At 46.0% G+C, this 12045-nt stretch carries 10 protein-coding genes; 7 read left to right on the top strand and 3 right to left on the bottom strand.

Features of this window, described 5'->3' with window-relative positions; genetic code table 11:
• Positions 1–222: 222 nt before the first annotated feature.
• Positions 223–897, top strand: coding sequence for a 7-cyano-7-deazaguanine/7-aminomethyl-7-deazaguanine transporter (locus R7Q09_RS22725; RefSeq protein WP_005378770.1), 675 nt, complete (start codon positions 223–225; stop codon positions 895–897).
• Between the two features lie 222 nt (positions 898–1119).
• Here R7Q09_RS22725 and R7Q09_RS22720 read toward each other — a convergent pair whose 3' ends face one another.
• The 3 genes from R7Q09_RS22720 to rhlB all read right to left on the bottom strand — a co-directional run bounded on the left by R7Q09_RS22720 (position 1120) and on the right by rhlB (position 5763).
• Positions 1120–2763 carry a sugar nucleotide-binding protein gene (locus R7Q09_RS22720; RefSeq protein ID WP_318071240.1) on the bottom strand — a complete coding sequence of 548 codons (1644 nt, stop codon included), beginning with the start codon at positions 2761–2763 and terminating at the stop codon, positions 1120–1122.
• A 172-nt stretch (positions 2764–2935) separates the two neighbouring features.
• On the bottom strand, positions 2936–4429 hold the full coding sequence (gene gppA / locus R7Q09_RS22715) for a guanosine-5'-triphosphate,3'-diphosphate diphosphatase (RefSeq protein WP_053306516.1): 1494 nt from the start codon (positions 4427–4429) through the stop codon (positions 2936–2938).
• Positions 4430–4449: 20 nt separating this feature from the next.
• On the bottom strand, positions 4450–5763 hold the full coding sequence (gene rhlB / locus R7Q09_RS22710) for an ATP-dependent RNA helicase RhlB (RefSeq protein WP_054577300.1): 1314 nt from the start codon (positions 5761–5763) through the stop codon (positions 4450–4452).
• Positions 5764–5874: 111 nt separating this feature from the next.
• On the opposite strand from rhlB, the gene trxA reads away from it, so the two are divergent.
• From trxA to fre, 6 genes are all read left to right on the top strand, one after another.
• Positions 5875–6201 (top strand): thioredoxin TrxA, encoded by a 327-nt coding sequence (gene trxA / locus R7Q09_RS22705; RefSeq protein ID WP_004745500.1) that lies wholly within the window; start codon positions 5875–5877, stop codon positions 6199–6201.
• A gap of 196 nt (positions 6202–6397) precedes the next feature.
• Positions 6398–7657 carry a transcription termination factor Rho gene (rho, locus tag R7Q09_RS22700; protein WP_005378757.1) on the top strand — a complete coding sequence of 420 codons (1260 nt, stop codon included), beginning with the start codon at positions 6398–6400 and terminating at the stop codon, positions 7655–7657.
• Positions 7658–7763: 106 nt separating this feature from the next.
• Positions 7764–8756, top strand: coding sequence for a hypothetical protein (locus R7Q09_RS22695; protein ID WP_005378756.1), 993 nt, complete (start codon positions 7764–7766; stop codon positions 8754–8756).
• A gap of 91 nt (positions 8757–8847) precedes the next feature.
• On the top strand, positions 8848–10701 hold the full coding sequence (gene ubiD, locus R7Q09_RS22690) for a 4-hydroxy-3-polyprenylbenzoate decarboxylase (RefSeq protein ID WP_318071239.1): 1854 nt from the start codon (positions 8848–8850) through the stop codon (positions 10699–10701).
• Positions 10698–10967, top strand: coding sequence for a 2Fe-2S iron-sulfur cluster-binding protein (locus R7Q09_RS22685; protein WP_009696789.1), 270 nt, complete (start codon positions 10698–10700; stop codon positions 10965–10967). The genes ubiD and R7Q09_RS22685 overlap by 4 nt, the downstream gene beginning before the upstream one ends.
• A 14-nt stretch (positions 10968–10981) precedes the next feature.
• Positions 10982–11695, top strand: coding sequence for an NAD(P)H-flavin reductase (fre, locus tag R7Q09_RS22680; RefSeq protein ID WP_005382872.1), 714 nt, complete (start codon positions 10982–10984; stop codon positions 11693–11695).
• Positions 11696–12045: the final 350 nt, after the last annotated feature.

Below are 12045 nucleotides of genomic sequence, written 5' to 3'. Positions count from 1 at the left end.
TCTTGAAAGGGTGTTTCACATGAAACACCCTTTTTTATGCTTAAACGTTTGCGTCAAACAGACGACTTGCGGCGAAAAGTGGTTAATGTATAATCGCCCACCGCTTCGCTCAGAATGAGCCAAGCCAGTTTATTTTTCATTTTACATTGTTGGTAAGAGCCACTTTATTCAGTGACTCGATTTGGGTTCCCTCACCCCCAAACCAAACTAAAAAGGTATCGCATGAGTAACTTTACCCCTGCGCAGCAGCGCAACGCCCTTATCTATCTGGTTCTATTCCACCTAGTCATTATTGCATCTAGCAATTACCTAGTTCAGCTACCGTTTACTATTTTCGGTTTCCATACCACTTGGGGCGCATTCACTTTCCCATTTATATTCCTAGCGACTGACTTAACGGTGCGTATTTTCGGTGCTCAGTTGGCGCGTAAGATCATCTTCTTAGTGATGTTGCCTGCTTTGGCAGTGTCTTACTTCTTATCGGTGGTGTTCTTCGAAGGTCAATTCCAAGGTTTTGGTCACCTAGGGGAATTTAACTTATTCGTTGCTCGTATCGCGATTGCTAGCTTCATGGCGTACCTACTTGGTCAGATCATGGATGTGCACGTGTTCAACCGCCTACGTCAAATGAAGCAATGGTGGGTGGCACCAACGTGTTCAACGCTTTTCGGTAATGCACTTGATACCATCGCTTTCTTCGCCATTGCGTTCTATCAAAGCCCAGATCCATTTATGGCAGAGCATTGGACGGAAATCGCGCTGGTGGATTACGGCTTCAAACTGATTATCAGTCTTGGTTTGTTCGTTCCGATGTACGGCGTATTACTGAATTACCTAATTAAGAAGCTGACTGCGGTGAACCCTGACTTTAAGGTGACGACAAGCGTTCAGTCTTAATATCAGTGGGAACCCCGAAAGCCGCTTGCTTAAATCAAGCGGCTTTTTTGTACCTGCTTACTGGGATTTAGAGGGTTTTGTACAGCGTGGGGAGCAATTAGATCATGGGTGTCCAAAAGCTCCCTGAGCTGTACGAAGGTAAAAATGAGCAGTAAAAAAGGTCCCGAGTGAGACCTTTTAATCGAAGGTACGGCACGTAGAGGAAGCTCGCTGGTGAAATGGCTAACAGAGCATCTTCTCAATCAAAATGGCTTTTTGCGCATCGAAGGCGCCAAGTTGCAGGCCGTTATCCCAGCTGATGCTTTGATTGAACATCGCCAACATCAAACCGACACTGCGTTGATTGGCGTCCTGCCAGCAATCAGACTCGCTGTACTCTCCATCATTTATCGTGTTGCCATTAACGAGAATGGGCTCGAAACGCCATTTTTCTCCGACACGGTAGTAGCCTTTGCTGGTTAAGGTCTGGTTGGATTGAATCGTTAGATTGTGCTCGATGCCCGGCTCACCTGTTAATTCAAATACAAATCTTAGCTGGTGGTCGCCACATTGCAGCTCAACGATCAGTTGGCCATTTTTCTCAGTCAGTGTCGACTGAGAGTAGTCTCCAAAGCAGTGCAGCAACCAGGAGATAGGGTGGCTAGCTGTTTCAAGAAACCACTCTTTGAGTGTGAAGGTGCCCGGTAGGTTAACCTGGGTGACTAGATTGACCACACAAGGTTGGGTTTGCGAAGTGAGCCACTCCTCTATTGTCTTGGCGGTATTTAGCTGAGCAAAGGCGTAATTAACCAATAGGTTGGCGTTCGGTTGCTGCCAGTGAGTGATGTCGGAATTCAATCCCAACAATGGCTTTTCACAGATAAGCTTGGTTGAACCTAACGTCTTTATGATCTCTGCATGAGTATGCGCAGGTGTCGCGATGGTCACGACATCAAGTAGTTTGAGTGCGCTGATGTTCGTTTCTGCCTTTGGGATTGCTTCTTCACTGCACGCTTGCTGAAGAGGTTCTATTTGGTTGGCACATAACGTCGTGACTGCAACACCATTGTTTCTATAGTGCGGAATGTGCGTGCGTCCCCAGTTGATTCCTATGATGCCAGCTTGCTGGATTTGCTCTGGCTTGGTGAAACGTTCACTCAATGGCGGCAAGGCAATTCGTTCATCTGTTAGACGTTGGTCATGGTGATAGTCATTGCTTGGCAGCACTTGCCATGGTTTGTTGTAATGCTGTTTGAGTGCACAAACGAGTTCGTAGAAATTCCACTTATCTTTTAAGTTGCTATCAAGGTGATATAAACCGGCTTCGTTCCGCTCAATAAGCTGCAAAAAGGCGAGTGCAGTATCGTCCATATGAGAAGTCGCGGGATACCAAGCCGTGCTAGCGGTAATAACGCCGTTCTCTTCATATTGGCGGTCGAGATGCGCCAACATGTTATTGCCTTCTGCTTGGTGATGGAGCTGCCAACCAATTCGAGCAACCATCGCATCTGGATTTGCTTGCCAGATTGCATCTTCACAACGAACTTTGTATTTGCCGTAATCATCTTGGGTGTTTCTTTCTTCAAAGATGCCATAAGGCCCGTTTTTTGTGGCATCAAATACCATTGCTGTGCTGACAAAGAGGTAAGGAATATTGTGGCGTTTGCATTGCTCACCAAGCCACGCTGCCCACTCTTCACTTCCCATCGCCATATGGCACACCGCATTGATGTGGTGTTGCTGCCAAAATTGTTCACTTTGCTCTGGATCATCTGGTGAGATTTGGTGGTGATTCCACTCCAATATGTTCCAGCCGCGTAGGTGAAACTGATGAGCGACTTTTGGGGCGAGGGTACCAGTTAAGCCAGTCATTAAAACGGTTTTCATGATGGTGCATCTTGGTTGGCTAAATTGTGTTTATCAATAAAGCATGGCTGTTTTTCGATGTAGAGCGGAGAAGCTGAGATTTTTGCTGGGCAGCACGTTTTGTAGGGGAAGTAGAAGCAGAAAAGCCCAAGCGAACGCCTGGGCTTTAGTATTGTAAGGCAGTGATATTCGCTTATTTTGCTACGATATTTAATGGCCAGCCGATGTCTGTCTGACGGTTGGATTCAATTTCCAACTCAGCCGCAGTCAGTGGGTTTTTCTCTAGCCATTGCGCATCAATGTGTAACGTTAGATTGTCGCCTTCAACCGTTAGAGTCACATTTGGCTCTAGATCAGGATTGCGACGATGGCTGAGCAGAACCGCAAGACGCAACAATCTCAATACTCGTTTTGCACTCGAGCCTGATAATGCATGCTGCTCAGGTAAAGAAGTGAGTTGTTCGCGATAGCGACGAGCCACTTCACCAATAAAGAACTTCTGCGCGCGCGTGTAACCAGGCAGATCCAAATTCTGCAGCAAGTAAGCACTATGCTCTCCGCCTTTTTTGAAATCGATAGTTAAGCCAATTTCATGCAGTTTTGCGGCGGTCTCGAGTAATATCTTGCCCTGAGGCTCTGTAATCCACTCATCGCCCCCAGCTTGCTGTAAAAGCGTGTGTGCCAGACTAGCGACTTGTTCACCGTATTGGTGATCGAGCTGATAACGATTTTGTACGCTAGCGATAGTGCGGGCACGAATGTCTTCTTGACGAAGCTCTTCAACCATCTCATACACTAAGCCTTCGCGTAGTGCGCCGCCAGCCAGTGTCATAGCATCGATTTCAAGCAATTCAAAAACGGCAATCAAAATAGAGAGGCCACTAGGGAACACTAATGCACGCTCAAGTGTTAAGCCTTCAATATCGAGTTCTTCTAAATGGTCGGCCAACATGGCTTGCTTCTGTAGACGTTTGAGCTTGGAGTGAGTGATTACTTCGTCCATGCCTTGCGCCAGCATTATCTCTTGCAATGCCTGAACAGTGCCTGATGCACCAACACACACATCCCAACCAATTTCTGTATAACGTTCTAAAATCGGCTGGATGGTCTGTTTCGCTCCTTCAATTGCCGCGTCAAAGTTACGAGCATTCAATTGGCGATCTTTAAAGAAGTTTTCAAGCCAAGTCACGCAGCCCATTTTTAAGCTGGTCAGTGCTTTGGCTTCGAAACCTTCACCGATAATCAGTTCGGTACTTGCTCCACCGATATCGACTACAAGGCGACGACCACTACCGCCAGAGGTGTGAGCGACACCTTTATAGATAGTGGCAGCTTCTTCTTCACCAGTAATCACTTCGATAGGCTGGCCTAGAATTTGGTTAGCCTTTTCTAAAAACACATCTACATTGGTCGCGGTACGTAATGTTGCAGTACCGACGATGCGAATGTTTTGTTTAGGAATGTCCTGCAAGCGTTCCGCAAATAGACTTAAGCAGTCCCATCCTCGCTGCATAGCTTCCATACTAAGAGAATTATGTTCATCTAAGCCCGCTGCTAGACGAACTTTGCGCTTAATTTTAGCCATTGTTTGAACGCTGCCATCGATGTGACGCACAACGAGCATGTGAAAACTGTTCGACCCGAGGTCGATGGCGGCATATAGCGGTGATGATCCTGCTTGACTCATAAAACGAACTCAGTTTCCTATTACGATTGTTTTGGTGCCGATTGACGCGGTTGGCGTGGACGACGTCCCTGCGGCTTACGGTTACCAGAACGGGTACCGCCAGTATTCGTGCGGCGCTGTTGGTTGCGTGGTGCACGCATACGAATCGGAGCCGGTAGATCTTGAATCAGTGCCGACGAATCGTACTCTGAAACTGGGATTGTATGCTCAATGTATTCTTCGATTGCTGGTAGGTTAACCGCGTACTCTTCACAAGCAAAACTGATCGAATGACCGCTCGCACCAGCGCGACCAGTACGGCCAATACGGTGAACATAATCTTCACAGTCGTCAGGAAGGTCGTAGTTGAAAACGTGCGTTACCTGAGGAATATGCAGGCCACGCGCTGCAACGTCAGTTGCAACTAGGATGTCGACATCACCTTTGGTGAATTGCTCAAGAATCTTCTCACGCTTCTTCTGCGGTACATCGCCAGTAAGAAGGCCTACACGGTGTCCATCGGCAGCCAAATGACCCCAAACCGATTCACACTTATGCTTGGTATTGGCAAAAATGATAGCGCGATCTGGCCACTCTTCTTCAATTAGTGTTTGAAGCAGCGCCATTTTGTCTTCATTCGAAGGATAGAAAAGCTCTTCCTGGATACGGTGGCCAGTTTTTTGTTCTGGTTCGACAACGACATGCTCAGGAGTATTCATGTGTTCGAATGCCAGTTCTTGAACGCGGTAAGACAGCGTTGCTGAGAACAGCATGTTCAAACGCTCTTTTGGCTCAGGCATACGACGGAACAAGAAGCGAATGTCTTTAATAAAGCCAAGATCGAACATGCGGTCGGCTTCGTCCAGAACAACAGCTTGAATGTTGTTGAGGTTAAATACGCGCTGTTTGTAGAAATCGATGATACGGCCTGTTGTTCCGATCAGAATATCTACGCCGTCTTGCAGTTTCGCAAGTTGCTTGTCGTAGCTTTCACCACCGTAAGCTAGAGCGGTTTTTAGACCTGTGCTTTCAGTTAATGATTCTGCATCATTGTAAATCTGAATAGCGAGCTCACGTGTAGGCGCCATAATAATTGCGCGTGGCTGTGTAGGCTTACGACCTTCATGTTCCGGAGTCGTCAGAAGGTGGTTGAACGTAGCAGTAAGAAACGCGAGCGTTTTACCAGTACCCGTTTGGGCCTGGCCTGCGATGTCTTGGCCGGTGAGCAGGACCGGCAACGCCAAGGCTTGGATAGGGGTACAAAATTCGAACCCTTTTTTGTCCAATCCTTCAATAACTTGGGGCTTTAAGCCCAAATCGGCGAACTTTTGCTCTGTGATATGCGTCTTTTTCATGGCTATAGAATATCAGCTAAAGCTTGCAATACGAAAGTAAATACATTCCAATAGGGCATCTAATTACTGGTTATCATCCAACCAGTTTCGAAAAACACATTGGAGTGGAAGATGAGTGATAAGATTTTGCAGCTAACTGATGACGGTTTTGAAAACGATGTAATCAACGCTGCAGGCCCGGTTCTAGTGGATTTTTGGGCAGAATGGTGTGGTCCTTGTAAAATGATCGCTCCTATTTTGGACGAAATCGCAGACGAGTACGAAGGCAAACTCACTATCGGTAAACTAAACATCGACCATAACGCAGGTACACCACCTAAGTTTGGTATTCGCGGCATTCCAACGCTATTACTATTTAAAGATGGTAACGTGGCGGCAACGAAAGTAGGTGCTCTGTCTAAAACTCAACTAAAAGAGTTCCTAGACGCAAACTTATAATCACCAAGTGATTACAGATAAAACCGTGCAAAGTTACAATGCACGGTTTTGTTTTTCTAACTCTGGACTAGAATACTAATTAGTGCTAACTTATCGCGCGTTAATTGAACAAATTTCTCTTCTTGGTCGATCCTGAGACCAAATCCATCTTAACTAGAAAACAGATCTTATTTTGACTAAACAAGAATCCACCACCATGAACCTTACCGAACTGAAGAACAGACCTGTGTCTGACCTTGTAAAACTGGGCGAAAGCTTAGGATTAGAGAACCTAGCTCGCTTAAGAAAACAAGACATCATCTTCGCGATTTTAAAAGCGCACGCTAAAGGCGGCGAAGACATCTTTGGCGATGGGGTTCTGGAAATTCTGCAAGACGGCTTTGGTTTCCTACGCAGTGCAGATAGTTCATACCTTGCGGGTCCGGACGATATCTACGTATCACCAAGTCAGATTCGTCGCTTTAACCTACGTACTGGTGACTCTATCGCTGGTAAAATTCGTCCACCAAAAGACGGTGAACGTTACTTTGCCCTTCTAAAAGTCAATACCGTTAACGACGATAAACCAGACAACGCCCGTAACAAGATCCTATTTGAAAACCTTACCCCTCTACATGCGAATGAGCGCATGGTTATGGAGCGTGGTAACGGTTCAACAGAAGACATTACAGCACGTGTTTTAGACTTGGCATCGCCAATCGGTAAAGGTCAACGTGGTCTGATTGTTGCTCCGCCTAAAGCGGGTAAAACAATGCTTCTGCAAAACATCGCGCAAAGCATCGCGTACAACCACCCAGAGTGTGAGTTGATGGTTCTTCTTATCGACGAACGTCCAGAAGAAGTAACTGAGATGCAGCGCCTAGTTAAAGGTGAAGTGGTTGCGTCGACTTTCGATGAGCCAGCATCTCGTCACGTACAAGTAGCGGAAATGGTGATCGAAAAAGCAAAACGTCTTGTTGAACATAAGAAAGACGTGGTTATCTTGCTTGACTCTATCACTCGTCTAGCTCGTGCTTACAACACCGTAGTGCCTTCATCAGGTAAAGTACTAACTGGTGGTGTGGATGCAAACGCATTACATCGTCCTAAGCGTTTCTTCGGTGCTGCACGTAACGTAGAAGAAGGCGGCAGCCTAACTATCATCGCAACGGCACTAGTAGATACTGGTTCTAAAATGGATGAAGTTATCTACGAAGAGTTCAAGGGTACAGGTAACATGGAACTGCACTTGAACCGTAAGATTGCTGAGAAGCGTGTATTCCCTGCGATTGACTTTAACCGCTCAGGTACACGTCGTGAAGAGCTACTGACGAAGACTGACGAACTACAGAAGATGTGGATTCTGCGTAAGATCGTTCACCCAATGGGCGAAATCGACGCAATGGAATTCCTAATCGATAAGCTAGCGATGACGAAGACCAACGATGAGTTCTTCGATGCGATGCGTCGTCAATAGTCTCAAATAAGTGATTCTGCGAAAAGCCACCGTATATCGGTGGCTTTTTTATTGCTTTCTCCCGATAGAAGTATCAGAATGAAGGAAATGTTATCGGGAGGTTAACATGCAACAAGGAATGTTGTCGTCATTACTCCTGAGCTTGTCACTTATCACTCTACCTGCGACATTATCTGCCAAGGAAATGCATGAGTCTGTAGTAGAGCAGTGGCTTCAGGATACTCAAATACAGACTAAAGTCTCTGAACTGCTTGATTACGCTGTCAGAGATGAAGTCGACTCGCTTAAATTTGCCCTTGATCGACTTGCTTTGCCTCAACAAGAGGTGGTGCGCTTTCAATTGTTGGAAAAGCTTGAAAAGCAAGATGTGATTCTCACGCCTCGAATGGCTCTGTTTGTTGAGTCCCAGATCCGTATGACCCCGACTTATCAAGTGTTAGAGCGAGGTGATGGGTATGAATTTAGTGTACCCGCTTTTAACTTTCCCGTTATTGCGAGTCGCTTGATTAAGCGTTGGAAACAAGACCAAAGTACCTTGGACTTTGTCTTACAAGCTGAACGAAGAGAGCTTAACTTAAAGCAATGGCTTACAGGGCCATCTCAACAAGCTCAAGCACGTGAAGCGCTTTTGATTCGAGAGTTAGACAGCTTATCACCCAATGCGCTTGCTGCATTAACGGCCCAGTTAACCAAAGCAAATGTGACCAGTTGGTTACCATCGACGGCCGTGATAGTCAGGTTGGCACAAGTTAGTCAGGATGAGGAAGTGTACAACTTACTCTGGCGGATGAAAGCTGATTACAACAGCCAGTCCGAACTTGAGCGTTTAGCTGCGGTTGGAGACGTTTTTTCCATTCAGCAATTGATGAATGCCACAGTTAACCCATCACTCAAGCCAGAAGCTATTAGTCTACTTACAAAATCTAACCCTCTATCTCCGCAAGTAAAGCAGTTTCTAGTTAGAAAAATGGCGTTATCAGAAGAAGCAACCATGGTTGCTCGAGAGCTTGCTCAACAAGGGCATCAAACCTGGTTGGAAGAGTTAGTATCTTCGAACCATCAGATAAAGACTCGGCAGATTGAACAAGTATTAAAGTAATCTGGCTCACATACCCACACAAAATAGGAGGATCTTAGCGTCCTCCTATTTGTTATACTGCGGACAGTTTAATCAGCCAGCATGAAGGCCTATGAGTTTTAAGGATTTACGCGAATTTATCGACCACCTAGAACAGAAAGGTCGACTTAAACGCATCACTCACCCCGTCGATCCCGCTTACGAAATGACAGAAATCAGTGACCGCACCTTGCGTGCTGGTGGTCCTGCATTGTTGTTTGAGAACCCAATCGGCTACGACGTACCTGTTTTGACGAACCTATTTGGTACGCCAGAACGTGTTGCGATTGGTATGGGACGTGAAGACGTTAAAGAATTAAGAGAAGTCGGTAAGCTGCTGGCTTATTTAAAAGAGCCTGAGCCACCAAAAGGCTTCAAAGACGCCTTAGAAAAACTGCCTGTGTTCAAACAAGTATTGAACATGCCAGCTAAGCGTTTACGTAAAGCACCATGCCAAGACATTGTTTGGCAAGGTGATGAAGTCGACTTGGATAAGATTCCGGTAATGAGCTGCTGGGCAGAAGATGTTGCGCCGCTGCTTACTTGGGGTTTAACCGTAACCAAAGGTCCGAACAAGAAGCGCCAGAACCTAGGCATTTACCGTCAGCAGAAAATTGCTAAGAACAAAATCATCATGCGTTGGTTAGCCCATCGTGGTGGTGCGCTTGATCTGCGCGATTGGATGGAAACCAATCCAGGTAAACCTTTCCCAGTTTCGGTTGCGTTTGGTGCAGACCCTGCAACCATTCTTGGCGCAGTAACACCAGTGCCAGATACGCTATCGGAATATGCATTTGCAGGTTTGTTGCGTGGAAGCAAAACGGAAGTCGTGAAGTCAGTCAGTAATGATTTGGAAGTGCCAGCGAGCGCGGAAATCGTGATGGAAGGCTATATCGACCCGAACGAGTTTGCTGATGAAGGTCCTTACGGCGACCACACTGGCTACTATAACGAAAAAGAAAAGCACCACGTATTTACCATTACGCACATTACTATGCGTAAAGACCCTATTTATCACAGCACCTACACAGGTCGTCCGCCAGATGAACCAGCTGTATTGGGTGTGGCATTAAACGAAGTGTTTGTGCCGATTTTGCAAAAGCAATTCCCAGAGATTGAAGACTTCTATCTACCGCCAGAAGGTTGTTCGTACCGAATGGCAGTCGTCACCATGAAGAAGCAGTATCCGGGGCATGCCAAGCGCGTAATGATGGGCGTGTGGTCTTTCTTACGTCAATTCATGTATACCAAGTTTGTTATTGTGTGCGATGAATCGGTAAACGCACGAGATTGGAATGATGTCGTGAAAGCCATGTCAGAGCATATGGATCCTGTGCGTGATACCTTGATGATAGATAACACGCCAATTGACTCGCTTGACTTCGCTTCACCTGTGGTTGGGCTTGGCTCCAAGATGGGTTTAGATGCAACCATTAAATGGGATGCTGAACTGGCGACGCGAACTAAAGTTACCGAGCGAGATAATAAAGCGATTACCCAATCTGATTTGGATGCGTTGAAACAGCAGCGTCCTGAAATTGTCGATGTTTATCTACCGGCCACAGCAAACAACCAATTTGTTGTTGTGACAATGAAGAAAGACCAAGCCGGTCAATCTCAAGCATTGATGGAATACTTGTGGGACTTCTTTGCTCAGTACACGGATAACAAATTCATTATTTTGTGCGACGATGACGTCAATGCACAAGATTGGAATGACATCATTTGGGCAGTGACAACTCGAATGGATCCAGACAGAGATACCACTCAAGTTCGTGGTAAGGCGGATGGTTCATCTAAACTTGGGCTCGATGCGACCAATAAGTTTGAATCTGAAGCCACGCGCGAGTGGGGCACGCCTATCAAAAAAGATCCTAAACTTGTGGCTAAAGTCGATGAGATTTGGGACCAGTTAGGTATTCTATGAGTCATCAAGTCCACCTTCTACCAATGGACGTTACGTTCCAAGTAAAAGAAGGGGAGACGGTGTTGGAAGCTGCGCTCAACAACAATATTCGCTTCCCGCACCGTTGCCAAGTTGGCGCTTGCGCCATGTGCATGTGTAAAAAGCTAACGGGCGAGGTGAGCTATCACCTCGAACCTATGCTAACCGAAAAAGAGCAACAGCAAGGTTGGATATTCCCTTGCCAAGCCTATACAGAAAGTAATTTAGTGCTTACTTTTGACGAGTAAGCGAGAGGAACACCATGACCATCCAATGTAAAGTAAAGTCTATTCAGCCGTTAGCTTGTAATACTTACCAAATCCTTCTTCACCCAGAATCACCAGTGCCTTTTAAAGCCGGTCAGTACCTAATGGTCGTGATGGGTGAAAAAGACAAACGTCCTTTCTCTATCGCAAGCAGCCCTTGTCGTCATGAAGGTGAACTTGAACTGCACATCGGTGCGGCGGAACACAACGCTTATGCACAAGAAGTTGTCGAAGCAATGCAAGCGGCGCTTGAAACTGATGGTCAGATTGAAATTGATGCGCCACATGGCGATGCTTGGGTTCAAGAAGAAAGCGAACGCCCATTATTATTAATTGCTGGTGGTACAGGCTTCAGTTACGTTCGCTCGATTCTGGATCACTGCGTAGCGCAGAATAAAACCAATCCTATCTATTTATATTGGGGGGCGCGCGATAACTGCCAGCTTTATGCTAAAGACGAACTGGTCGAGATTGCCGACAAGTTTGCCAATGTTCACTTTGTGCCAGTAGTAGAAGAAGCTCCTGCAGACTGGCAAGGTAAAGTTGGTAACGTGCTACAAGCTGTAGCTGAAGATTTCGAAAGCTTAGAAAACTACGATATCTATATTGCAGGTCGTTTTGAAATGGCTGGCGCAGCACGTGAACAGTTCACTCAGAACAAGAAAGCGAAGAGCGAACGTATGTTCGCAGACGCGTACGCATTCATTTAAATACGGCTTTTAAGGCAGAAAAAGAGGGTTTTTTACCCTCTTTTTTGCTTTTTTGATGAAATAGTCATCGAACAGTCATTTTTTTCCATTTTTTTTCAAAAAAGGGTTGCGAACGGATCTGAGTTCCCTATAATGCGCATCCACCGACACGGCAGACGCGATAAGGCTTCAGCAGAGTCGGAGAGGTAAAAAGCTTCTACGAAAATAAAATTGAAAAAGTGTTTGACACTGTCAATTAAATCGCTAGAATGCACCTCCGCTTTGAGAGAAAAGCTTCTCGCAAAGCAAGCTCTTTAACAATATAGACCTATCAATCTGTGTGGGCACTCGTTGATGATAATCCAATTAGA

The organism is Vibrio sp. 2130-1, assembly GCF_033339515.1.
The sequence above is the reverse complement of the archived record's forward strand: the minus strand, read 5'-3'. Positions and strand labels throughout refer to the sequence as shown.

Coding starts and splice junctions, on each gene's coding strand:
- R7Q09_RS22725 (WP_005378770.1), top strand. CDS start 223: ATGAGTAACTTTACCCCTGCGCAGCAGCGCAACGCCCTTATCTATCTG.
- R7Q09_RS22720 (WP_318071240.1), bottom strand. CDS start 2,763: ATGAAAACCGTTTTAATGACTGGCTTAACTGGTACCCTCGCCCCAAAA.
- gppA (WP_053306516.1), bottom strand. CDS start 4,429: ATGAGTCAAGCAGGATCATCACCGCTATATGCCGCCATCGACCTCGGG.
- rhlB (WP_054577300.1), bottom strand. CDS start 5,763: ATGAAAAAGACGCATATCACAGAGCAAAAGTTCGCCGATTTGGGCTTA.
- trxA (WP_004745500.1), top strand. CDS start 5,875: ATGAGTGATAAGATTTTGCAGCTAACTGATGACGGTTTTGAAAACGAT.
- rho (WP_005378757.1), top strand. CDS start 6,398: ATGAACCTTACCGAACTGAAGAACAGACCTGTGTCTGACCTTGTAAAA.
- R7Q09_RS22695 (WP_005378756.1), top strand. CDS start 7,764: ATGCAACAAGGAATGTTGTCGTCATTACTCCTGAGCTTGTCACTTATC.
- ubiD (WP_318071239.1), top strand. CDS start 8,848: ATGAGTTTTAAGGATTTACGCGAATTTATCGACCACCTAGAACAGAAA.
- R7Q09_RS22685 (WP_009696789.1), top strand. CDS start 10,698: ATGAGTCATCAAGTCCACCTTCTACCAATGGACGTTACGTTCCAAGTA.
- fre (WP_005382872.1), top strand. CDS start 10,982: ATGACCATCCAATGTAAAGTAAAGTCTATTCAGCCGTTAGCTTGTAAT.